This is a genomic window from Citreimonas salinaria, from assembly GCF_900107235.1.
Lineage (GTDB): Bacteria > Pseudomonadota > Alphaproteobacteria > Rhodobacterales > Rhodobacteraceae > Citreimonas > Citreimonas salinaria.
Genome location: NZ_FNPF01000016.1, coordinates 19,755 through 41,163 on the forward strand (window position 1 = coordinate 19,755; position 21,409 = coordinate 41,163).

The 21,409-nt window shown below is 70.8% G+C and carries 19 protein-coding genes, 1 tRNA gene and 1 other RNA gene; 11 read left to right on the forward strand and 10 right to left on the reverse strand.

Annotated features, from left to right (window positions below; all coding sequences use genetic code 11):
• The first annotated feature begins 10 nt into the window (after positions 1-10).
• The 5 genes from ubiA (at position 11) to BLW27_RS16290 (ending at position 5,184) form a co-directional block, all read left to right on the forward strand.
• On the forward strand, positions 11-976 hold the full coding sequence (gene ubiA, locus BLW27_RS16270; RefSeq protein ID WP_245710917.1) for a 4-hydroxybenzoate octaprenyltransferase: 966 nt from the start codon (positions 11-13) through the stop codon (positions 974-976).
• Positions 977-1,038: 62 nt separating this feature from the next.
• Positions 1,039-2,991: an OmpA family protein gene (locus BLW27_RS16275; protein ID WP_089884876.1), complete on the forward strand. Its 1,953-nt coding sequence runs from the start codon at positions 1,039-1,041 to the stop codon at positions 2,989-2,991.
• Positions 2,984-3,310 (forward strand): hypothetical protein, encoded by a 327-nt coding sequence (locus BLW27_RS16280; protein WP_089884878.1) that lies wholly within the window; start codon positions 2,984-2,986, stop codon positions 3,308-3,310. The genes BLW27_RS16275 and BLW27_RS16280 overlap by 8 nt, the downstream gene beginning before the upstream one ends.
• 145 nt (positions 3,311-3,455) lie before the next feature.
• On the forward strand, positions 3,456-4,115 hold the full coding sequence (locus BLW27_RS16285) for a histidine phosphatase family protein (RefSeq protein WP_089884880.1): 660 nt from the start codon (positions 3,456-3,458) through the stop codon (positions 4,113-4,115).
• Between the two features lie 10 nt (positions 4,116-4,125).
• Complete coding sequence (locus BLW27_RS16290) at positions 4,126-5,184, forward strand: saccharopine dehydrogenase (protein ID WP_089884882.1); 1,059 nt, start codon at positions 4,126-4,128, stop codon at positions 5,182-5,184.
• 20 nt (positions 5,185-5,204) lie between these two features.
• Here BLW27_RS16290 and BLW27_RS16295 read toward each other — a convergent pair whose 3' ends face one another.
• The 4 genes from BLW27_RS16295 to nudC all read right to left on the reverse strand — a co-directional run bounded on the left by BLW27_RS16295 (position 5,205) and on the right by nudC (position 8,886).
• Positions 5,205-5,885, reverse strand: coding sequence for a fumarylacetoacetate hydrolase family protein (locus BLW27_RS16295; protein ID WP_089884884.1), 681 nt, complete (start codon positions 5,883-5,885; stop codon positions 5,205-5,207).
• Between the two features lie 94 nt (positions 5,886-5,979).
• Entirely contained in the window at positions 5,980-7,377 is a 1,398-nt protein-coding gene (locus tag BLW27_RS16300) for an FAD-binding oxidoreductase (RefSeq protein WP_089885012.1), read from the reverse strand.
• Positions 7,378-7,399: 22 nt separating this feature from the next.
• On the reverse strand, positions 7,400-7,864 hold the full coding sequence (locus tag BLW27_RS16305) for an SRPBCC family protein (RefSeq protein ID WP_089884886.1): 465 nt from the start codon (positions 7,862-7,864) through the stop codon (positions 7,400-7,402).
• A 53-nt stretch (positions 7,865-7,917) separates the two neighbouring features.
• Positions 7,918-8,886, reverse strand: a complete 969-nt coding sequence (gene nudC / locus BLW27_RS16310) for an NAD(+) diphosphatase (RefSeq protein ID WP_089884888.1) — start codon at positions 8,884-8,886, stop codon at positions 7,918-7,920.
• A 264-nt stretch (positions 8,887-9,150) separates the two neighbouring features.
• On the opposite strand from nudC, the gene BLW27_RS16315 reads away from it, so the two are divergent.
• The gene (locus BLW27_RS16315) at positions 9,151-11,085 is read left to right on the forward strand and encodes a bifunctional 2',3'-cyclic-nucleotide 2'-phosphodiesterase/3'-nucleotidase (RefSeq protein ID WP_089884890.1); all 1,935 of its coding nucleotides are present in this window, start codon (positions 9,151-9,153) and stop codon (positions 11,083-11,085) included.
• On the opposite strand, the gene BLW27_RS16320 is transcribed toward BLW27_RS16315, so the two are convergent.
• The gene (locus BLW27_RS16320) at positions 11,082-12,185 is read right to left on the reverse strand and encodes a THUMP domain-containing class I SAM-dependent RNA methyltransferase (RefSeq protein ID WP_089885014.1); all 1,104 of its coding nucleotides are present in this window, start codon (positions 12,183-12,185) and stop codon (positions 11,082-11,084) included. The genes BLW27_RS16315 and BLW27_RS16320 overlap by 4 nt on opposite strands.
• A gap of 97 nt (positions 12,186-12,282) precedes the next feature.
• Here BLW27_RS16320 and ffs point away from each other — a divergent pair.
• The 3 genes from ffs (at position 12,283) to lpxK (ending at position 14,742) form a co-directional block, all read left to right on the forward strand.
• Positions 12,283-12,379: signal recognition particle sRNA small type (ffs, locus tag BLW27_RS16325), an RNA gene on the forward strand.
• Between the two features lie 159 nt (positions 12,380-12,538).
• Positions 12,539-13,744, forward strand: coding sequence for a 3-deoxy-D-manno-octulosonic acid transferase (locus BLW27_RS16330; protein ID WP_089884892.1), 1,206 nt, complete (start codon positions 12,539-12,541; stop codon positions 13,742-13,744).
• Positions 13,744-14,742, forward strand: coding sequence for a tetraacyldisaccharide 4'-kinase (lpxK, locus tag BLW27_RS16335; RefSeq protein ID WP_089884894.1), 999 nt, complete (start codon positions 13,744-13,746; stop codon positions 14,740-14,742). Before BLW27_RS16330 ends, lpxK begins: the two co-directional genes overlap by 1 nt.
• Before the next feature lie 12 nt (positions 14,743-14,754).
• On the opposite strand, the gene BLW27_RS16340 is transcribed toward lpxK, so the two are convergent.
• Positions 14,755-15,612: an N-formylglutamate amidohydrolase gene (locus BLW27_RS16340; RefSeq protein ID WP_089884896.1), complete on the reverse strand. Its 858-nt coding sequence runs from the start codon at positions 15,610-15,612 to the stop codon at positions 14,755-14,757.
• Positions 15,613-15,765: 153 nt separating this feature from the next.
• Here BLW27_RS16340 and BLW27_RS16345 point away from each other — a divergent pair.
• Positions 15,766-15,840 (forward strand) — tRNA-Val (locus tag BLW27_RS16345).
• A gap of 107 nt (positions 15,841-15,947) precedes the next feature.
• Complete coding sequence (ykgO, locus tag BLW27_RS21280) at positions 15,948-16,073, forward strand: type B 50S ribosomal protein L36 (RefSeq protein WP_007792261.1); 126 nt, start codon at positions 15,948-15,950, stop codon at positions 16,071-16,073.
• A 135-nt stretch (positions 16,074-16,208) separates the two neighbouring features.
• Here the strand turns inward: ykgO and BLW27_RS16355 are convergent, their stop codons facing one another.
• The 4 genes from BLW27_RS16355 to BLW27_RS16370 form a co-directional block, all read right to left on the reverse strand.
• Positions 16,209-17,873 carry a peptidoglycan-binding protein gene (locus tag BLW27_RS16355; RefSeq protein WP_089884899.1) on the reverse strand — a complete coding sequence of 555 codons (1,665 nt, stop codon included), beginning with the start codon at positions 17,871-17,873 and terminating at the stop codon, positions 16,209-16,211.
• Between the two features lie 63 nt (positions 17,874-17,936).
• Positions 17,937-19,109 carry a phenylacetate--CoA ligase family protein gene (locus BLW27_RS16360; RefSeq protein ID WP_089884901.1) on the reverse strand — a complete coding sequence of 391 codons (1,173 nt, stop codon included), beginning with the start codon at positions 19,107-19,109 and terminating at the stop codon, positions 17,937-17,939.
• A 69-nt stretch (positions 19,110-19,178) separates the two neighbouring features.
• The gene (locus tag BLW27_RS16365) at positions 19,179-20,003 is read right to left on the reverse strand and encodes an ABC transporter ATP-binding protein (RefSeq protein ID WP_089884903.1); all 825 of its coding nucleotides are present in this window, start codon (positions 20,001-20,003) and stop codon (positions 19,179-19,181) included.
• A 91-nt stretch (positions 20,004-20,094) separates the two neighbouring features.
• On the reverse strand, positions 20,095-21,396 hold the full coding sequence (locus BLW27_RS16370; protein ID WP_089884905.1) for an ABC transporter substrate-binding protein: 1,302 nt from the start codon (positions 21,394-21,396) through the stop codon (positions 20,095-20,097).
• Positions 21,397-21,409: the final 13 nt, after the last annotated feature.

The window sequence follows — 21,409 nt, forward strand, 5'->3', positions numbered from 1 at the left end:
GGCGCAGCATATGGGCGGCACGGGCCAGAGACCAGAGGCCGGCGGAACGGTCGCCGACGCGGTGCGGGGCAACTGGGTGGACGCCTGGGCGCCGGAGGCGCTGCGCCCCTACCTGCGGCTGAGCCGCCTCGACCGGCCGATCGGCACTTGGCTGCTGCTGCTGCCGTGCTGGTGGGGCCTGCTACTGGCGATGCTGGCGTCCGGACAGGCGCGGTGGTTCGATCTCTGGATCTTCGCCGGCTGCGGGATGGGCGCGATCCTGATGCGCGGCGCGGGCTGTACCTGGAACGACATCACCGACCGTCACATCGACGGCAGCGTGGCGCGCACCGCATCGCGCCCCATCCCGTCGGGACGGGTCAGCGCGAAGCAAGCGCTGGCCTGGGCGGTGTTCCAGTGCCTCGTGGCTTTCCTGATCCTGATCACCTTCCCGCCCGCGGCGATCGCGCTGGGCATCCTCGCGCTGGTGCCTGTGGCGACCTATCCCTTCGCCAAGCGCTTCACCTGGTGGCCGCAGATCTTCCTTGGCCTCGCCTTCAACTGGGGCGCGCTGCTGGCCTGGACCGCGCATACCGGCAGCCTCGGCTGGCCGGCCGTGGTCCTGTACGTGGCCGGCATGGCCTGGACGCTGTTCTACGACACGATCTACGCCCACCAGGACAAGGAGGACGACGCCCTGATCGGCGTGAAATCCACCGCCCGCCTGTTCGGAGAGGACACGCCCGAGTGGCTGGCACGATTCCTTGTCGCCTCGGTCGCGCTGATGGCGCTGGCGGTGATCCTGGCCGTGCCCGCGCCCGAGCTTCTGGCGATGGTGATCGCGCTGGCCGCGCCCTGGGCTATGGGCTGGCACATGCTGTGGCAACTGCGGCGCCTGAAGATGGACGACCACGACCGGCTGCTGTCGCTGTTCCGGTCCAACCGCGATGCGGGCCTGCTGCCTGTGCTGATTTTCGCCGGTGCCCTGCTGGCCTGATTGCGCCACGGGCGGCAGGGCATTATCTGTCGGCCCATCCGGGACAATCTGACGGGACTACGATGCGCCTCTCCTCCATCGCGATCACGGCCGCGATTTTCGCCGCGGCTGGCGGTTTGTCCTACGTGTCGGCCCACCTTTCCGTGGCCCAGATCGAGGCGCACACCCGCACCACGCTGCAGCAGACCTTCCGCACCGAGGGGCTGACCTGGGCCGAGATCGACACGGATGGGCTGCAGGTCCACCTGTTTGGCACCGCCCCGGACGAGGCGACGCGCTTCGCAGCACTCGCCAGCGCCGGGCGCGTGGTCGACACCGCACGGCTGATCGACCAGATGCTGATCGCCGATTCCACCGCGGACGAGGCGCCGGATTTTTCCGTAGACATCCTGCGCAACGAGGCCGGCCTGTCCGTGATCGGGCTGATCCCCACCGTGACCGACCGCAACGCGTTGATCGCGCGCCTGACCAAGGCGGCCGGCGACGCGGCGGCCGGCGGCATGGTGACCGACCTTCTGGAAAGCGCCGATTTCCCCGCCCCGGCGGGCTGGGACTCGGCGCTGCGGTTCGCGACGCAGGCGCTCGACGACCTTCCGCGCTCGCAGATCTCTGTCACGCCCGAGAGGGTCACGATCAAGGCGATCGCTGAAAGCGAACAGGCGCGCCGCGCGCTCGAAGCCGAGCTGGAGCGCCAGGTGCCCGAGGGACTGGAGCTTGCGCTTGACGTGACCGCGCCGCGGCCGGTGATCTCGCCGTTCGTGCTTCGCTTCGCGCTGGACGATACCGGCGCGCGGATGCCCGCCTGCTCGGCCGACACCGAAGCTGCCCGCGACCGGATCCTGCGCGCCGCCGAGGCCGTGGGCCTCGAGGGTGACGCCGAGTGCCCGTTGGGTCTGGGCGTGCCCACCAGCGACTGGAGCGACGCGGCCGTGGCCGGCATCCAGGCGGTCGGCGCGCTCGGCGGCGGGCAGGTTGCCATCTCGAACGCCGACATCCGCCTTGTCGCCCCCCAAGGCACCCCGCGCGACAAGTTCGACCGCGCGGTGGGCGTGCTGGAATCCGGCCTGCCCGAGATCTTCGTGCTGCAGACCGACCTGCCCGAGCCGCCGGAGGCACTTAACGAGGGTCCTGTCGCGGCGCCCGATTTCGTCGCCACGCGCAGTCCCGAGGGCGCGGTGCAGCTGCGCGGCCGGTTGGCCGACGCGCGCGCCCGCCAGACCGTGGAAAGCTTCGCCAAGGCGCAGTTCGGCTCGACCAGCGTTCACATGGCCGCGCGCGAGGATGAGTCCGTGCCCGAGGACTGGTCGGTGCGCGCGCTGGCGGCTATCGAGGCGCTGGCCATGCTTTCCAACGGCTCGGCCACCGTGACGCCGGACAGCGTCTCCGTGTCGGGTCGCACCGGCCGCCCCGAGGCCAGCACCGACATCGCGGCGCTGCTGGCCGACAAGCTGGGCGACGGGACCGAACTCGAGATCGAGGTGACCTATGTCGAGCAGCTCGATCCCGCGCGCGGCCTGCCCTCGCCCGAGGAGTGCCAGAGCCTGATCGGCGAGATCATCGGCGACCGCAAGATCACGTTCGAGCCGGGCTCGGCGCGGCTGGACGCCTCGGCCGAGGACATCCTGGACGAGCTGGCCGAGCTGCTGAAGCAATGCGGCGACATCCCGCTGGAGATCGCCGGGCACACCGACAGCCAGGGCCGCGAGGAGATGAACCAGGAGCTGTCCCGCGACCGCGCGCAATCGGTCCGCGACGGTCTGCGCGAGCGGCTGGTCCCGGTGCGCGCCTACACCGCCGTCGGCTACGGCGAGACGCGCCCCATCGCCGACAACGACACCGAGGAAGGCCGCGAGGCCAACCGCCGGATCGAATTCACCCTGATCCCGTCCGACGCGATCGCCGACGAGGCCGAGACGGAGGAACAATCAGAACGGGCGCTTGACGCTGAGCCTTCTGCCGACGAGAAACCGACCCAGGACGAGTCGGCGGGGGCAGAAGGCGCAGAAGATGAATAGAACCGAGTTCATAGCCGCAACGGCCGCCATTCTGTTCGTGTCGTTCTGCCTGGGCTGGTTCGCCCATTGGTTGATTCATCGCTTCGGCAAGGTCCGTCATGGCGACGTCGACGAACTCGAGCGTATGGGCCGTGAATTGCACGAGGCCGAAGAGACGCGCGACCAGGCGATCACCTACCTGCAGCAGCGCGAGGCCGAGCTGACCAACCAGCTGGCCCAGACCGAGGCCGAGCTGTCGGCCGCGATGGAAGGCCTGCGCGAGGCTCGCGCCGAGGCCGAGCACATGCGTGATTATATCGAGAGGCAGCGCGAGGCCTGACCATCGCGCCCCACGGCGTCCCGACCAGGCCGATCCGCCACCCGATAGGCAACGCCCTTCATGGATTTATGACAGCAAGCCTGGCGTCCGGCGTTCCTTTCGCCGCGCCGGCGCGCTATGAGCGCCGGGAACAGCGAGGTGGTCGATGGCATTCGTTACTCTGGTGCGGCACGGACAGGCCAACGGCGCGGCGCGCGACGAGTTGGGTTACGACCGGCTCAGCGAACTGGGCTGGCAACAGGCGCGCTGGCTGGGCGCGCATTTCCGCGATGCCGGAGAGGTCTTCGCCCGCGTCTATTCCGGCACCCTGCGCCGCCATGTCGAAACCGCGCAGGCGATCGACGCCGATTGCGGCGCGCCCGTGATGCAGGACGAACGCCTGAACGAGCTGGAATATTTCGCCATGGCGCAGGCCTTTGAGGACCAGCACGGCGTGCCCATGCCCGGTGACCGCGAAGCATTCGTGGCCCACCTGCCGCAGCTCTTCACCGCCTGGCGCGAGGGCCGCATCGAAGGCGTGAGCGAGACCTTCCATGCGTTCGAGACGCGCGTGGGCGACGCGCTGCGCGAGATCGCCGAAGGCCAGGGGCGTGCGCTGGTGGTGACCTCGGGCGGCTTGATCGGGATGGCGATGCGCATCGTTCTGGGCCTCGACATGCGGGCGCTGGCGCATATGTGCCTCGCGATCGAGAACACCTCGGTCCACCGCCTGCAGCCGCTGCCAACCGGGCTCGCGATGACGCAGTTCAACGCGCTCCCGCATCTCGACATGCCGGCGCGCGCCCGCATGCGCAGCCACCTGTGAGAGGGCGTTCATGACGCATCTTTGGATCCGTGCTGAAAGCCGCGCCGACGAGCGCCGGGTCGGGATCATGCCTGACGGCGTGGCGCGTCTTCTCGCGAAGGGCATCGCCGTGACGGTCGAGGAAAGCGCGACCCGCGTCATCCCGGCCGACGCCTTCAGACGGGCCGGCGCCACCGTCGCGCCGCAGGGATCATGGCCGCAGGCCCCCGACGACGCGATAATCTTCGGCCTGAAGGAGTTGCCCGATGACGGAACGCCCCTGCGCCACCGGCACGTGATGTTCGGCCACGCCTTCAAGGGCCAAGGCGCGGGCCGCCGCCTGCTGGCGCGGTTCCGCGCGGGTGGCGGCGCGCTCTACGATCTGGAATACCTAGTGGACGAGACCGGCCGCCGCGTCGCCGCCTTCGGCTACTGGGCGGGCTACGCGGGCGCGGCCGTCTCGGCGCTGGCCTGGGCGGCGCAGACGAAGGGGCGGATCTGCCCGCCGGTGACCACCTGGCCCAGCGCCGACGCGATGCTGTCGGAATGCCGCGTTGCCTTGTCCGAGGCGCCACGCCCCGAGGCGCTGGTGATCGGTGCGCTCGGCCGCGTCGGCACCGGCGCCCGCGAGCTGTGCGGCGCGCTCGACATCCCCGTAACCGGATGGGACATCGCCGAAACCGCGCATGGCGGGCCTTTCCCCGAGGGGCTGGACCACGGTCTGTTCCTCAACTGCATCCTGGCCGCTCCCGGCGTGCCAGCATTCGTGCCGCGCGACGCCGGCACCCGTGAGCGCGCCCTTCGGGTGATCGGCGACATCGCCTGCGACCCCGACAGCGCGTACAACCCCGTTCCGGTCTACGACCACGCCACCAGCTGGGCGGCGCCGGTGGTGCGGGTTCACGACGCGCCGCCGCTCGACGTGATGGCGATCGACAACCTGCCCTCGCTGCTGCCGCGCGAAAGCTCGGAGGATTTCGCGGCGCAGCTGCTGCCGCACCTGTCGGATCTGGACCGGATCGACGCCGGTGTCTGGGGCCGGGCGCGCGAGACGTTCGAGAAACACAAGGCGCAAGGGGCCGCGGACTGACGCCGCGACCGCGGTTCCCGTCAGGCGATCGTGGTGGTCAGGCTTCCCAGCCCCTCGATCTCGACGATGCAGGTCTGGCCGGCCACCATCGGGCCGACGCCGGCGGGCGTGCCCGTCATGATCAGGTCGCCCGGCCGGATCTCCATTGATGCAGACAGGAAGGCGATGATCGACGGCACCGGCCAGATCATCTCGGACAGGTCGCCCTGCTGGCGTAGTTCACCATCCACGCGCGCGGTTATCGCCCCCTTCGCCGGATGGCCGACCTGCGTCACCGGGTGCAGCGGCGCGATGGGCGCCGAGGCATCGAACGCCTTCGCCCAGTCCCACGGCCGGCCCATCTTCTTCGCCTGCGCCTGCAGGTCGCGCCGGGTCAGGTCGTTGCCCACGCCGTAGCCCCAGACGTGATCCAGCGCTGCATCCTCGGCGATGTCGCGCCCGCCCTTGCCGATGGCGACCACCAGTTCCGCCTCGTGGTGCAGGTCGGCGGTCTGCGGCGGATAGGGGATCGTCGCGCCATCCTCGACCACCACGTCGGCGGGTTTGGTGAAGAAGAACGGCGGGTCGCGCTCGTCGTTGCCCATCTCGCGCACGTGAGCGAGGTAATTGCGCCCGACGCAGAAGATCCGCCGCACCGGGAACCGGTCGGCGCTGCCGGCGATGGCGACGCTGGCGGCGGGAATATCGAAGATGAGAGCCATGGCCGATCCTTCCTGTTGTTCTTCGTGCCAGACATAGCGGCATGGGAGAGGGAAAGACCAGATGCCGCGAGATCGTCACCGCGATGGCGCGGCCTCAGCGCGGCGGGATCAGCTTGCCGGGATTGAGCAGATCGTCGGGGTCGAGCGCCGCCTTGATCGCACGCATGACGTCCAGCGCGACCGGGTCCTTGCGGCGGCGCATCGAGTCCAGCTTGGCCGTGCCGATGCCGTGCTCGGCCGAGAACGAGCCGCGCAGGGCCAGAACCTCGTCCTCGACCGCTTCGGTGATCGCGTCCTTCAGCGCGGCATCCGAGGGCCAGACGGCATAGTGGATGTTGCCGTCGCCCAGATGCGCGACCGCGACCGGCACCGCTCCGCCGTCGATCCGCAGCAAGCGCGCGGCCATGCAATCCAGGAACGTCGCGACCCCGTCGAGCGGCACGGCGATGTCGGTGATCACCACCGGCTTGCGCGTCGTGATCACCTCGGCCGCGGCTTCGCGGCGCTGCCACATCGCACCACGCTGCGCCTCGGACTGCGCGACCACGGCGTCGCGCATCAGCCCTTGCTCCAGCATCTCGCCCAGCACCGTTTCCAGATGCCCGGCCAGCGGCACCTGCCCGTCCAGGCCGGGCGTGGCATCGCGCGGCGCGGTGCTGGCCAGTTCGATCAGGATGGTCACGTCGTGGTCGTCGATGAAGGGGCGGGCCGCGTCGGGGAAATGCGCCGCGTGGGCGCGCATGAAGGTGCGGTCCATGTACTCGCAGGCCTCGACCGCGCCGCCCGACGCCGCTTGCAGTCGGTTGAGCAGCGCCAGCCCCGCATCCAGATCCCGTACCGCCACCATCGCGGTCGCGCGCGCCAGTGGCAGCGGCGCCAGCTTGACCACCGCGGCGGTGATCACCCCCAGCGTTCCCTCGGCGCCGATCAGCAGGTGGCGCAGGTCCAGCCCGGAATTGTCCTTGTGCAGCGCCGTCATCGCGTCAAGCACCCGCCCGTCCGGCAGCACCGCCTCGAGCCCCAGCACGAGGTCGCGCGTATTGCCGTGCCGCAGCACGCCCGACCCGCCCGCGTTGGTCGACAGCATCCCTCCCAGCATGGCCGAACCCTTGGCGCCGAAGCTTATCGGGAAGGTCAGGCCATGCGGCGCGGTCGCCTCGTGCAGGTGCGACAGGATCACGCCGGCCTCTACCGTGGCGGTGCGCGCCTTGGCGTTGATGTCGCGCACGCGGTTCATCCGGTCGAGCGACAGCATCACGGCCCCCTCGGCGACCGTACCGCCGGCAAGGCCGGTGTTGCCCGAAACAGGCACCACCGCGACGCCCGCCTCCCGCGCCGCGGCCAGCACCGAAGCCACGCCCGCCGTGTCCGCGGGCCGCGCGACGCACAGCGGCGTCCATTCGTGCTGCCCCGTCCAGTCGTTCGACCAGCGCGCCGCGTCCGGGCCGGTCGCGACGGCGCCCTCTCCCAACGTTGCCCGCAGCGTGTCCATCAGATTCCCCGACGTCGCACCGTCAGCGGGCATTGTTGACCCGTGCCTCGATCTCGGCGGCGGCGGCCGCCATGCGGCCGCCCAGCCGGCTTTCGATCTTGCCGCGCGCCAGTTTCAGCGACTGCACCACCAGCCGCGCCGACAGGGTCTGCGGCATCAAGTCGGTCTTCAGCGTAACCTGCGTGCCGGTTTCAGCGAGCGCCGACAGGCCGACCTCGCTGCGTCCGTGCAGCCCGCTGCTCTGCCATTCGAAGACCATTCGGTTCGGCGGCTCGATGGCCGCCAGCCGGACCACCGCCTCGCGCGGCTTCCCGCGCAGGTCGAAGGAAGCGCGCCAGCTGCGCAGCGCCCCCGCGCCCGGAGGCGACACGGGCTCGATGTCGACCCCGCGCGCGACCAGCCGCGCCTGAAGCGTATCGAAGTCCGAGATCAGGTCGAACACCGCCTGGCGCGGCGCGGCGATGTCCTGGGTGGCGGTCAGCTGCATGGGTCCATCCTGTGCGGAAATCCTTTCCGCGCACGCTAGCCCGCCTTCGCGGCCTAGTCCAACCGGTCCGCCAGCCAATTGCGCAGCAGGAAATGCGCGATCGCGCCCTCGCGCGCAGGCACGATGTCGCTGCGCGTTCCGGCGAAGACATCGGCCAGTTCCTCGCGGCTGACCCAGCGCGCGTCTTCCAGCTCGACCGGATCGAGGCTGATCGCGTCGTCCAGCGCCTCGCCGTGGCAGCCGATCATCAGCGACGCCGGGAACGGCCAGGGCTGGCTGGCGAGATAGCGCACCCGACCGACGGCGATGCCCGATTCCTCGAACACCTCGCGGCGCACCGCGGCCTCGATCGTCTCGCCCGGCTCGACAAAACCCGCGAGGCAGGAATAGAGCCCGCCGGGCCAGCCGTGCGATCGCCCCAGAAGCGTGGAATTGCCGCGCGTGATCAGCATGATGACCACCGGATCGGTGCGCGGGAAATGACGCGCGCCGCAGGCGGGACAGACCCGCTGCCACCCACCCTGCGCAAGCTCCGAGGCCGCACCGCAGCGTGCGCAGAACCCGTGCGTGGCGTGCCAGCCGAACAGCGCCCGCGCGGTCGCCGCCAGTTCGGCATCGCGCGGGTTCAGCCGCGTCATCACCCGCCGCAACTCGGCGAAACGCTGCGAAGCGTCGAGCGCCGGATGGCGCTGTTCGCGGGGGTCGAAGAAGCCGCCCAGCTGCGTCTCGTCGAAATCCTCGGGGTGCCACTCGGTCATGTCGCGGGCGAAGACCGGCGCGCCGGCCTCGCGGCCCAGGAAAAGCGGCGCCCCGGGCGCGTCCTTCAGCACCGGGTGATCAGCCGGCAGGCGTGGCAGGTTCAGCGCATCCTCGCCCGTCACCAGCGGCTTGCCGCGCCACAACAGCACGCTGTGCGCCTTTGGATCGCGCGCCGCCTCGGCCAGCGCCGCCGGGTCGCCGCGCAACTCCGCCGCACGATCCAGCGCCGAGCCGCCGAAGGTCACCGTTTCCGCGTGGCGCATGCCGTCTCCTGCCGTGATCCCGTACCGTCGCGCGCACAGTGGCGGCGCGGCGCGTCGAATGCAATTCGCTCTCCGGATCATGGCATCGCTGCAACGGTAGCGCGCACCGATCGCGTTGTGGTTGAACCCCGTCCGCAACCGCCGCATCATCCCCGAGGGCTCCGACGCCCTGCAACATGCGAGATTCGCAGGCAAACATGACCGTGGCACCATGAGAAAGCGACCTTCTGCCAGTGCGGCGGACGATCGCCGAAAACCCGGCCGATGACGGTCGGGATGCGCGCTGTCCGCAAGGCCCGGCCGGGCGCGCGTGTCGCGCTGCGCATCATGGCGACGACGGATCTGCACGCGCATCTGCGCGCCTACGACTACTACCGCGACCGCGACATCGACACCGCCGGCCTGACGCGGACCGCGTCGCTGATCCGCGCGGCGCGGGCCGAGGTCGCCGATGCAGTGCTGCTGGACAACGGCGACTTCCTTCAGGGTACGCCGCTGGGCGATGTCCATGCAAGCGGCCGCGCGGGCGAAGCGGGGGCGCAGGAGGCCGAGCCTCACCCGGTGATCGCCGCGATGAACGCGATCGGCTACGACGCAGTCACGCTGGGCAACCACGAATTCGACTACGGGCTGGATTTCCTGACGCGGACGCTGACGGGCGCGCGCTTTCCGGCGGTGGTGGCCAACGTGGCGCGCCGACTGGGGCCGAGCGCCGCGGCAGACGACCTGATGTTCCCGCCCTACGTCCTGATCCCGCGCCGCCTGCACGACGCCGAAGGACGGCCCCACGACCTGACGATCGGGGTGATCGGCTTTACCCCGCCGCAGGTCATGATGTGGAATCGCGACAAGCTTCACGGCCGCTGTGCGGTGCGCCATCCGGTCGAGGCCGCCCAAGCCTGGGTTCCCGCAATGCGCGCCGCGGGCGCGGACGTGGTGATCGCGCTGTCGCATGGCGGGTTCGGACCCGATCCGGGCGACGGGCACGAGCGCGCCGGCGAGAATGCCTCGGCCGATCTGGCCGCGCTCGACGGCATCGACGCGGTGATCGCCGGCCACGTGCACGAGGTCTTTCCCTCGGCCGGGGCCGAGCCGCATCCCGCCGCCGATTCCCGCAGCGGCACGGTCCACGGCAAGCCCGCGGTCATGGCAGGGCTGTGGGGCTCGCACCTTGGGCTGATCGACCTCGACCTGCACCACGACGACACGCGGTGGTCGGTCGCGAGCAGCCGAAGCGAGGCGCGCGCCATCGCCATGCGCGCCGGCTGCGGCGCGCTGACCGCGCTGGCGCGCGACGATCCCGCGCTTGCCGATCTGGTCGCGCCGGCGCATGCGCGCACGCTTTCCTTCACCCGACGCACCGCCGGCCGCTCGCCGGTTGCCCTGCATTCGTACTTCGCCGCGATCGGCGTCGACACGGCGGCGCGCGCGGTGATGCGGGCGCAGGCCTGGGCGGTGCGCAAGCACCTGGCGAGCACGCCCTATGCGAACCTTCCGGTGCTGTCGGCGGCCTCGGCCTTCAAGGCGGGCGGGCGCGGCGGGCCGGATTACTACACCGACATCGCGCCGGGGCCGATGACCCTGCGCGACCTGTCCGACCTCTACGTCTTCTCGAACACCGTTCTGGCCCTGCGCGTCACGGGGGCCGAGCTGCGCGGCTGGCTGGAGCGCGCCGCCAGCGTCTACAACACCATTTCCAAAGGCACGCGCGACGCGCCGCTGCTGAACCCCGAGCACCCGCTCTACATGCTCGACGCGATCGATGGGCTGGACTACCGGATCGATCTGTCCGCGCCGCCGCGCTACGACGTCAAGGGCTGTGTCACCGACCCGACGCATGGGCGCATCCATGACCTGACGCATCGCGGTGCGCCGGTGTACGACGACGAGTCGTTCGTCCTGGCCTGCAACAGCCATCGCGGCCTTGGCGGCGGGCAGTTCCCGGGCAGCGGCGCCGACCGGGTGCTTCTGCACACGCAGGAGGCCATGCGCGACATGATCCTGCGCCACGTGGCGGTGGGTGGTCTGGACGCCCTGCCCGCCGCGCCGCTGTTCCGCTTCGCGCCGATGCCGGGCACCTCGGTGCTGTTCGCCACCGGCCCCGGCGCGCTGGCCCATGCTCCGGACGTGCCGGTGCCGGGCTTGACGCACACGGGCTGCGACGGCGCGGGCTTCGTCCGTTTCCGGCTGGCGCTCTAGAGCGCGTCGGTGCGGTGCAGCCGCACGGTCAGGCCGCCATGCGACACCTTCACCGGGTCCGGCAGGAACGGCAACTCGGTCGACTTCGCAAGCCCGGGATCGGACGTGACCAGCCCGACGCGCCAGCCGCGGAAGCGCTCGCGCAGGACCTGCCCCAGCGTGCCGTAGAGCGCGAACAGCAGCTTGCGGTTGCCGATGCGCGCGCCGTAAGGCGGGTTGACCATCACCAGCCCCGGCGCGCCCGCGGGGCGTTCCAGCGCCGCGATCGGCTGGCGCGTGAAGCTGCACAGCCCGTCCACCCCCGCGCGCGCGGCGTTCGCCGCGGCCGAGCGGATGGCCCCGTCGTCGCGGTCGAAGCCGGCGAAACGCAGGTCCGTGTCCCGCGACACGGCCTGCGCCTTCATCGCGGCCCAGGCGCCCGCGTCGAAACTGGCGAAGTCCTCGAAGGCGAAGCGGCGCGTCCGGCCGGGCGCCAGCCCCGCCGCAATCTCGGCCGCTTCCAACACGAAGGTGCCCGAGCCGCACATCGGGTCGATCACCGGCTCGGTCCCGTCATAACCCGCCACGCGCAGGAACGACGCGGCCAGCGTCTCGCGCAGGGGCGCCTTGCCGACGGCCTCCTTGTGGCCGCGACGGTGCAGCGGCTCACCCGAGGCGTCGAGGCTGATCGTCACCAGGTCGTCCTCGATCCGGACCATGACGCGCAGGCCGGCCTCGGGGTCGTGCGGCGCGCCCAGCGTCTCGGCTATCGCGCGCTCGACCCGCTCGCGCGCGGCGCGGTCGTGGTAAATGCGCGAGCGGCGGCAAGTCGCCTCGACGCGGAAGGGCACGTCCGCGTGCAGGATGTCCGTCCAGTCGACCTTGCGCGCGCGCTTGTCGAGCTGCGCGAGATGCGCCGCGCGGAACTCGGCCACGCGCACCAGCACGTGGCCCGCGCCGCGCAGCCACAGGTTGGCGCGCCAGACCTCGGACCAGTCGCCCCGTGCGGCGACACCGCCGGGCTGCGCCTCGGCCCCCTCAAAGCCCAAGGCGCGCGCCTCGTCCAAAAGAACCGGTTCCAGCCCCGGCGCGGCGGTGAAGAAAAGCGACATCTGCGACATGGCGCAGCGATAGACCGGCGCGCGCCGGGATGCCAATCGTTTCGCATGATGCGTCGCGCGGTTGCATCGCGCGCGCGCCTCGCTTATGTCCCCGGTCGAGAGGTTGGCGCGGGCAGGCAACTCGCCAACCCGGTCAGGTCCGGAAGGAAGCAGCCGCAACGAGTCCCGCCTGGGTCGCTGTCCAGCCTCTCACCTTCTCAGCCCCTCCCTGCGCCACACCTCTAGGGCCCTCGGCTTGACCCGAGCGGGCCGTCCGCTAGGCTGCGCGCGCACTTGGCGGCCCCCTTCCCTCCGGATACGCGCATGACCCTGCCTCTTCCCGAATCCCGCTTCACGCCCGGCCGCGCCGCACCATGAGCGCACGCGGCCTGAACCTGCGGGCCTACCTGGCATTGACGCGCGGCGGCACCGCGCCGGCCGGCGGCTTGCCGCCCCGGCCCGAGGGGCCGCTGATCTGGGTGCATGCCGACAACGACGAACAGGGCCGGGCCCTTGCGCGCCTGTGCGGCCGGCTGTGCCTGCAGCGCCCCGAGATCGCCGTCATGGCCACCGGCGCCGTGCCCGACCAGCCCTGCCTGATCCGCCACCCCCTGCCCGAGGATCGCCCCGCCGCGGCCGAGGCCTTCGCCGCCGCGCTGCGCCCCGATTGCGCTCTGTGGGCGGGCCAGACCCTGCGGCCTGCGCTGATCGACGCGATGGCGCGGCAGGGAACGCACCTGACGCTGCTGGGCGCGACGGATGCGCCCTGGACCAGCCCCGCCGCGCGCTGGATGCCCGACCCGGCCGCCGCGACGCTGGCGCTGTTCGACCGGGTGCACGCGACCGATGGCGACGCGATGCGCGCCCTGCGCCGCATCGGCATAGAGCCCGAGCGCCTGCGCCTGTCCGGCATCCTGCGCGACGGCGGTCTGCCGCTGGATTGCGACATGGCGCAGCACGGCAAGCTTGCGGCGCACCTGGCGGGCCGGCCGCTGTGGCTGGCCGCGCACCTGCGCGCCGCCGAGGCCGACCTCGTGCTGCGCGCCCACCGCCACGCGCTGCGCCTGGCCCACCGCCTGCTGCTGGTCACCGTGCCGCATAACGAGGACGACACCGCCACCATCGCCCGCGCCGCCGCCGACAGCGGGCTGCGCATCTGCCACTGGGATGCCGGAGAGCTGCCGGACGAGAACACCCAGGTCATGCTGGTCGACGGCCCCGAAGAGCTGGGCCTGTGGTACCGGCTGGCGCCGCTCGCGTTCATCGGCGGCTCGCTCGCGCCCGGGCATGGCGGACAGGATCCGTTCGAGGCCGCCGCCCTGGGCTGCGCGTTGCTGTACGGGCCGAACGTGGGCCAGCACCTGACCGCCTACACCCAGCTGGTCGAGGCCGGCGCCGCGCGCATCGTGCGCGACGCCGATTCGCTGGCCGCGGCGGTGTCGCACCTGGTGGCGCCGGACAAGGCCGCGGCGATGGCCCACGCCGGCTGGCGGGTGATCTCCGAGGGCGCCGCGCTGGTCGATACGGTGATCGCCGAGGTGCTCGATCAGCTAGACCTGCGCGCGAAAGCGAGCGCCTGATGCGACCGCCGGGGTTCTGGGATCGCCCGCCCGACCGGCCGGGCCTGCGCGCGCGCCTGCTGGCACCGCTGGGCCGGCTGAGCGCGGCGGCGACCGCCCGGCGCGTGGCGCGACCGCTCGCGCACCGCGCCGGCGTCCCGGTGATCTGCGTCGGAAACCTGAACGCCGGGGGCACCGGCAAGACGCCCACGGTGATCGCGCTGCTGATGGCGCTGTCGGCGCGCGGGATCACCGCGCACGTGATCTCGCGCGGCTATGGCGGGCGGCTGACGGGTCCGGTGCGCGTGGAAGAACGCCGCCACACCGCCACCGATACCGGGGACGAGCCGCTGCTGATCGCCGCCTTCGCGCCCACATGGCTCGCGCGCGACCGCGCCGCCGGCGCCCGCGCGGCCGAGGCGGCCGGCGCGCAGGCGCTGATCCTCGACGACGGCTTCCAGAACCCCGCGCTGGACAAGGACCTTTCGATCGTCGTGGTGGATGCCGCGCGCGGCTTCGGCAACGGCCGATGCCTGCCGGCCGGCCCGCTGCGCGAACCCGTCGACGCCGGCCTGGCCCGCGCCGACCTGCTGCTGTCGATCGGCGACGCGCCGGCGCAGGACCGCTTCACCTCCACCTGGGGCAACGCCGTGGCGGTGCCGCGCATCACCGGCCACCTTGCGCCGCTGCAGACCGGCATGGAATGGGAGGGCCTGCCCGTGCTGGCCTTCGCCGGCATCGGCCACCCCGACAAGTTCTTCGCCACCCTGCGCGCGCTCGGCGCGGACCTGCGCCACGGCGAGGCGCTGGACGATCACCAGACCTTCAGCACCGCGCTCCTGAGCCGGCTCGAGGCCGACGCCACCCGGCTTGGCGCGCAACTGGTGACGACGGAAAAGGACGCCGTCCGCCTGCCGCGCGCCTTCCGGCAAAAGGTGCTGACGCTGCCGGTGCGGCTAAACCTCGACCACGCCGCGCCGCTCGAGGCGGCGTTGGACCGGCTGTTCCCGCGCGGTTGAGCGCGCCCGCGCCTATTCGGCGGCCAGCGGCATCTCGTGCTGCCCGAGCGAGGCGATCTCGGCGATCACGCCGCGCAAGGCGGCGCGCAGCGGCTCGAACCCATCATGCGGGCGGATCGTCGCCTCGTCCATGTAGAGCGCGCGGTCGATCTCGACCTGCACGGCGTGCCGGGCGCGCCCCGGGCGGCCATATTGCTGCGTCGTGTAGGCGCCCGCGAAAGGGGCATTGCGCGCCACGACGAAGCCCTGCGCGACGAACGCCGCCTCGATGCGGTCGACGATGCCCGCGCCCGCCGAGGCGCCGAAGCGATCGCCGATCACCACCTCGGCCCGGCGCCCGCCGCGCGCAAGGCTCGCCACCGCCTCGTGCGGCATCGAGTGGCAATCGATCAGGATCGCCTCGCCATGCGCGTCATGCGCGTCGTCCAACAATTGTTGCAGGCGGGCGTGGTAAGGGGCCCAGACGCGCTCCAGCCGGTCCATCGCCTCGGCCTCCGGGATCTTGCCGCAATAGATCGCGCGGCCATTGGCGACGACGCGGGGAATCACGCCCAGTCCGCTGGCCACGCGCGGGTTGTGCGGCCCGCGGCGGATGCCCTCGATCAGCGCGGGGTCAAGCTCGTTCGCGGCGCGGTTCAGGTCGACGTAGGCGCGCGGCGCTGCGGCGGCCAGAAGCGGCGCGCCGAACTCGGGCGCGCAGTCGAACAGCCGGTCGACGAAGGCGTCCTCGGACGACCGGATCGCGTGCCGGTCCAGCACCGAATCCCGCAAGAGAGCCTCTGGATAGTCGTTCCCGCTATGCGGCGAGGCGAAGACGACTCGCGATGTCAGGCGGTCGGGCCTGTGAAGGGCAAAGGCGGCCATCGGCACTCCGTGCTCAGCTGCGGTCCGATGAAGATAGTCCGATTTCAGACTTTGCCAAAAGCCCTTGATCCCGGTTTCCAGACCTTTTATAGACCGCCCACCGGCGCGGATCAGCGCGCCCCGAACAGGACGGGGCAAGCAGAATCGCAAAGGCCATACGGGCGGTTAGCTCAGCGGTAGAGCACTACGTTGACATCGTAGGGGTCACTGGTTCGATCCCAGTACCGCCCACCATGGAATTTTCGCCCCGGCACATGGGGTGTCGCGCCCGCGACGGCGCGCTTTCACGTGCCGGTAAACGCAACGCAGGCGCTCGCGCGCCGAGACCAGAGGAGAGACCGATGAAGGTCGCAAACTCGCTCCGCTCGCTCAAGAAGCGCCATCGCGATTGCCGCGTCGTGCGCCGCAAGGGCCGGGTCTACGTCATCAACAAGACCCAGCGCCGGTTCAAGGCCCGCCAGGGCTGAACCCGGACACCGTTTTCGGACTACGCGAAGGCCGCCCCTCGGGGCGGCCTTTGTCGTTTCGGCGGTGTTGCTTCCGTTGTGTGGCTTCGGGGCTGTCGCAGGGCGCGCTGACGCGGGCTCCGGTGGCAACGCGCCTCAGCGCGAGAACAGCCCTTCCAGCCCGCCTGCCAGCAGGCGGACCACCGTCGCCTGGTCGAGGTAGCCGGTCACGGTCAGGTCGCGGTCGCGCTGGTAGCTTCGGATCGCGCGGCGGGTCTGGCCGTCGAAGGCGCCGTCGATCTGGCCGGGATCCAGTCCAAGCTGCGACAGCCGCACCTCGGCCAGCCGCCGGCCGACCGCGCCAAGTCCCAGCGCTTCTTCCTCGGCCCGCGCGGCGGCATCGTCGCCGGCGCTCTGAAGCGCCGCGATGCGCGCCTGCGCCTCGCCTCTGAAGGCGCCGTCCGGTCGCTGTTCGAGATACCGGCGATAGGCCGCGACATTGTCCTCGTCGCGCGCGGACTGCCATGCCTGCCGATCCTGCGCGGCAGCCTGGTCGGCGCGCTGCTCCTCGATATCGGACAGCAACGCCCGCGCGCGGTCGGAATACATCCCGTCGGGGAAATCCTGCAGGTAGCGGCGCAGGTCCTCCTCGCGGCCCTGGCCGGACACACGATCCCACAGCCGCTGGTCGGCCGCTTCGCGCGCCGCGGCCCGGGCCTGCGCCTCGCGCTCGATCTCGGCGGCGCGGGTCTCGGCCGAATTGCGCAGCCGCGTGACCTGCTGCGCGGTCAGCAGGCCGGTCGCGGGATAGCCCTCGGCGCGCTGCCAAGCCTCGATCGCGCTGCGGGTACCGGGGCCGAAGATGCCGTCGATGCCGCGGGTGTCGTAGCCCAGGATCGACAGGTTCTGCTGCACCTCGCGACGCTCTTCGCGGGTCAACTCCATCGCCTCTTCGGCTCGGCGCTCGGCATAGAAGGGGTCTTCGTCGATGGCGCGCAGCCGCTGCCGCGCCGCGGCGGCGTTCTGTCCCTCGGGAAACGCCTCGAGGTAGATGCGGTACCCTTCGGCACTGTCCATCTGCTCGGCCCGGCGCCACGCCGAATCGTCGCGCGAGGCGCGCGCGGCGGCCGGTTCGTCCGGGCGCGTAGCGGGCACGGGCTGCGTGGTCGCGTCCTGTGCGCGCAGCACCACCAGCCCCTCCGGCGCGTAGCCGTCGACGTCAAGCGACAGCTCCGCCGCCGCCGGCGCCAGCGCGACCTCCGGGCGCGGCATGACCCGCGTGGCGAAGCGGGCCACCTCGGGCGCGGGACCGCGGATCACCGTGACGCCCTGCGGCACCTCCAGGTGGCCGGGCCCGGCGGACAGGAACGGCGCCGCCCCTGCCCCCGCCGGGCTTTCGCCCAGCACCAGGAAGGCGCGACCCGGTCGCGCGGCCAGCACCGAAAGCACCGCGTCCAGCGGCAGGCCCTGCGTCAGCGCCGCGGCGGCGTCGCCGGCCGCCGCCCCGGCGGGCAGCAGCCACGCGCCCGACGGGCCGTGCACGAAGGCGCCCGACAGGACGATCACCAGCGGCTCCTCGCTCTCCTCGATGCCGGCGACGAAGCGCGCCAGCGCGCCGCGCATGGCGCTGGCGTCGGCATTCGCCGCTTCGGTGACGCTCAGCCCGCGGTCGCGCAAGGCCTGCGCCGCGGCGCCGACGCGTTCGGCGCCGAACACGGTGTCGAAGGTCGAGTAGCGGGCATTCCCGATCACCAGCGCCTCGCCCGCGGCTACGGTTTGCGCGGCAACGCTCAGGAAAGCGACAAGGATGGTCTTCTTCATGGCGTCCTCCCGCAGAACATACGCGCCTGCGCGTCCCCGGGTTCCCGCCGCGCGCCGGCCGGCTCAATCGTAGCTGCGCGCATCCTCGATGACCAACCCGTCACGCGGCAATCCGCCGATCGGCACGATCTCGACCGTTCCGCGCAGCTTGAGCACGTCGGCGACCGAGCTTTCGAACGCGGCCGGATCGGTGGCCTCGGTCTCGAGCCGCACGGTCATCACGTCACGCTCGCCCTCGCGGCTTGCCACGACGCGGGCGCGCGCGATCTCGGGGTGCTTGGCGACCAGCGCGGCCACCTGCTCGGGGCGCACGAACATGCCCTTGATCTTTGTCGTCTGGTCGGCGCGACCCATCCAGCCCTTGATGCGGGTGTTGGTGCGGCCGCAGGGGCTCTCGCCCGGAAGGATCGCCGACAGGTCGCCGGTGGCGAAGCGGACCAGCGGGTAATCGGGATTGAGCGTGGTGACCACGATCTCGCCCACCTCGCCGGGCTCGACCGGATCGCCGGTGCCGGGGGTGACGATCTCGACGATGACGTGCTCGTCGAGGATCATCCCCTCCATCGCCGAGGATTCATACGCGACGTTTCCCAGATCGGCGGTTGCGTAGCATTGCAGGCAGGCGATGCCGCGGTCGGCGTAGTACTGACGCAGCGACGGGAACAATGCGCCGCCGCCCACGCCGGCCTTGGTGATGCCAAGCTCGACGCCCATCTCGTCGGCCTTTTCCAGGATCACCTTCAGGTAATCCGGCGTGCCGGCATAGGCGGTCACCTTCACGTCGCGCGCGGCACGGACCTGAAGCTCGGTCTGGCCGACGCCCGCGGGCAGCACGGTGGCGCCCACGGCGCGCGCGCCGCTCTCGAAGATGTGGCCGGCGGGCGTCAGGTGGTAGCCGAAGCAGTTCTGCACGATGTCGCCCGGCCCCACGCGTGCCGCGTGCAGGAAGCGGCCCATGCGCCACCAGTCGTGGGTGATGCCGCCGGGCTCGTAGATCGGGCCGGGGCTCTGGAAGACATGCGCAACGTTGGCCACCGGCAGTCCGCCGAAGGGCGGATTGGCCGCCTGCCGCTCGACAAGGTCGGCCTTGCGCAGCACCGGCAGGGTGGCGAGGTCGGAAAGGCTTTCCAGCGGGTCGAGCTTGTGCCGGCCCAGCAGGTCGTTAAGCGCGGACAGCTGTGCTGCCTCGCGCGCGTCCTGGCTACGGGTTTCGAGGTCGTCGTAATAGGTGCTCATGCCGCTTCCTTCGTTATCGGTGCGGGTTGCATGCTGTCCGGGTGTCGCACTGGACCGCTCGGCTAGGCGTCACGCCAGCCAGCGCTTGCGCCGCCGGTACGACCGCACGTCGCGGAACGACTTGCGGCCCTCGTCGGACACGCCCAGGTAGAATTCCTTGACGTCCGCGTTCTCGCGCAGTTCGGAGGCGGTGCCCTCCATCACGATGCGGCCGTTTTCCAGGATATAGCCCTGGTGCGCGTAGCGCAGCGCCACGTTGGTGTTCTGCTCGGCCAGCAGGAAGGACACGCCCTCGTTCTCGTTGATGGATTTCACGATCTCGAAGATCTGCTCCACCAACTGCGGGGCCAGGCCCATGCTGGGTTCGTCCAGCAGGATCATCTCGGGGCGCGACATCAGCGCGCGGCCCACCGCCGTCATCTGCTGTTCACCGCCCGAGGTGTAGCCCGCCTGGCTGCGGCGACGCTCCTTCAGGCGGGGGAAATAGGTGTAGACCATCTCGAGGTCCGCATCGACCGCGCCCCTGCCGTCGCGGCGGGTATAGGCGCCGGTCATCAGGTTCTCCTCGACCGTGAGGTGCTGGAAGCAGTGGCGCCCCTCCATCACCTGGATCACGCCGCGCTTCACCAGCGCCGAAGGGTCGAGATCCTGCACCCGCTCGCCCTTGTAGACGATGCTGCCCTTGGTGACCTCGCCGCGCTCGGAATGCAGCAGGTTCGAGATCGCCTTCAGCGTAGTGGTCTTGCCCGCGCCGTTGCCGCCAAGCAGCGCGGTGATGCCGCCCTTGCGGACATTCAGGCTGACGCCCTTCAGCACGAGGATCACGTGATTGTAGATCACCTCGACGTTGTTGACCTCGAGCAGCGCCTCGTCGGTCCGTGCGGCATCGAGCATGGCAGGATTCCTTCGGTTCGGGCCGTGGCCCCGGTCGGTCTGAAAGTCGGTCGGTGCGCCGGCGACCCTGAGGCCGCCGGCGGGGTCCGCATCAGTTGGTTGCGGCGCACTCTTCGTTGTTCGGCCACGGCGCGTTGCTTTCCGCGTACTCGGCCGCGCTCGAGTCGATCAGGTCGCTATAGCTCTCGACATTCGGCCGCAGCAGATCCGACGCCTTCACGAACTGCTCGCCGTCCCATTCCAGCATCCAGCCGCCGGAATGGCCGGTGTGGTTCTCGCAGGACGTCTGGAACGGCGGCACCATGCCGTCGAGGCCCAGCTCCGCGATGCGCTCCTCGGAGAAGTCGAGGTTCTCGAAGCCCCAGCGCAGCTGCGCCGGGGTGATCTCGGCCGTGTCGTATTCATCCTGCGCGACGCGGATCGCCTCGCCCAGGATTGCAGAGATCACGACGCCGCGGCCGTAGAACACGCCTTCCATCTCTTCGGGGTTGGTCTGCGACAGGCCCTCGTCGACGACATATTCCTTGATGTCCTGCATCACCGGTGCGTCCATGTTCGGGAACGACCAGCTGATCGACTTGTAGCCCGCGCCTTCCTCGCCCACGAGGTTGAGGTCGGCGTCATGCCCGGCCCACCACACGCCGATGAAATTCTCCATCGGGAACTTGGTCTTGACCGCCTCGGTGATGGCGCCGGCGTTCATCGCGCCCCAGCCCCACATGATCACGTAGTCGGGACGCTCGCGGCGGATCTGCAGCCACTGGGCCGACTGGTTCTGCATCTCGTTGAGACCGACCGGGATCGGCACCAGCTCGAAGCCCTTCTCCTCGGCCAGCTGCTCGAGCACCGGCAGCGGCTCCTTGCCGAACGGGTGGTCGAGATGCAGGAACGCGAACTTCTTGCCCTCGAGATCGCCTTCCTGACCCTCAATGTACTGCACGATCATGTCGGCCGCGTCCCAGTAGCCCGACGGCGTGTTGTAGGCCCACTTGAAGGTCGTGCCGTCCGCCATCGGCGAAAAGCCGTAGCCGGGTCCGTAGATCGGGATCTCGTCCACGTTGGTCTTGGGCAGGACCTGCAGCGTGATGCCGGTGGACCAGGGCTGGGTCACCAGCGCCTCGCCCTTGAGCTTCTCGTAGCATTCCACGCCCTTCTCGGTGGAATAGCCGGTCTCGCATTCCTCGGCGTTGACGGGCACGCCGCCGATGCCGCCGTCACGCTGGTTGAGCATGGTGAAGTAGTCCGCCTGCCCGTTCATGATCGGGATACCGGTCGCCGCGAAGGGCCCGGTCCGGTAGGCGAGGTTCGGGACGAACAGTTCCTGTGCGACGGCGGCGCCGCCGGTCGCGCCGGCAAGAACCGCGGCGGCGACAAGCTTGGTGAAGTGGTTCATGGTTATCCTCCCA

Excerpts from the sequence above, each read along its gene's own strand:
- ubiA (WP_245710917.1), top strand. The coding sequence starts at position 11 with ATGGGCGGCACGGGCCAGAGACCAGAGGCCGGCGGAACGGTCGCCGAC.
- BLW27_RS16275 (WP_089884876.1), top strand. The coding sequence starts at position 1,039 with ATGCGCCTCTCCTCCATCGCGATCACGGCCGCGATTTTCGCCGCGGCT.
- BLW27_RS16280 (WP_089884878.1), top strand. The coding sequence starts at position 2,984 with ATGAATAGAACCGAGTTCATAGCCGCAACGGCCGCCATTCTGTTCGTG.
- BLW27_RS16285 (WP_089884880.1), top strand. The coding sequence starts at position 3,456 with ATGGCATTCGTTACTCTGGTGCGGCACGGACAGGCCAACGGCGCGGCG.
- BLW27_RS16290 (WP_089884882.1), top strand. The coding sequence starts at position 4,126 with ATGACGCATCTTTGGATCCGTGCTGAAAGCCGCGCCGACGAGCGCCGG.
- BLW27_RS16295 (WP_089884884.1), bottom strand. The coding sequence starts at position 5,885 with ATGGCTCTCATCTTCGATATTCCCGCCGCCAGCGTCGCCATCGCCGGC.
- BLW27_RS16300 (WP_089885012.1), bottom strand. The coding sequence starts at position 7,377 with ATGGACACGCTGCGGGCAACGTTGGGAGAGGGCGCCGTCGCGACCGGC.
- BLW27_RS16305 (WP_089884886.1), bottom strand. The coding sequence starts at position 7,864 with ATGCAGCTGACCGCCACCCAGGACATCGCCGCGCCGCGCCAGGCGGTG.
- nudC (WP_089884888.1), bottom strand. The coding sequence starts at position 8,886 with ATGCGCCACGCGGAAACGGTGACCTTCGGCGGCTCGGCGCTGGATCGT.
- BLW27_RS16315 (WP_089884890.1), top strand. The coding sequence starts at position 9,151 with ATGACGGTCGGGATGCGCGCTGTCCGCAAGGCCCGGCCGGGCGCGCGT.
- BLW27_RS16320 (WP_089885014.1), bottom strand. The coding sequence starts at position 12,185 with ATGTCGCAGATGTCGCTTTTCTTCACCGCCGCGCCGGGGCTGGAACCG.
- BLW27_RS16330 (WP_089884892.1), top strand. The coding sequence starts at position 12,539 with ATGAGCGCACGCGGCCTGAACCTGCGGGCCTACCTGGCATTGACGCGC.
- lpxK (WP_089884894.1), top strand. The coding sequence starts at position 13,744 with ATGCGACCGCCGGGGTTCTGGGATCGCCCGCCCGACCGGCCGGGCCTG.
- ykgO (WP_007792261.1), top strand. The coding sequence starts at position 15,948 with ATGAAGGTCGCAAACTCGCTCCGCTCGCTCAAGAAGCGCCATCGCGAT.
- BLW27_RS16355 (WP_089884899.1), bottom strand. The coding sequence starts at position 17,873 with ATGAAGAAGACCATCCTTGTCGCTTTCCTGAGCGTTGCCGCGCAAACC.
- BLW27_RS16360 (WP_089884901.1), bottom strand. The coding sequence starts at position 19,109 with ATGAGCACCTATTACGACGACCTCGAAACCCGTAGCCAGGACGCGCGC.
- BLW27_RS16365 (WP_089884903.1), bottom strand. The coding sequence starts at position 20,003 with ATGCTCGATGCCGCACGGACCGACGAGGCGCTGCTCGAGGTCAACAAC.
- BLW27_RS16370 (WP_089884905.1), bottom strand. The coding sequence starts at position 21,396 with ATGAACCACTTCACCAAGCTTGTCGCCGCCGCGGTTCTTGCCGGCGCG.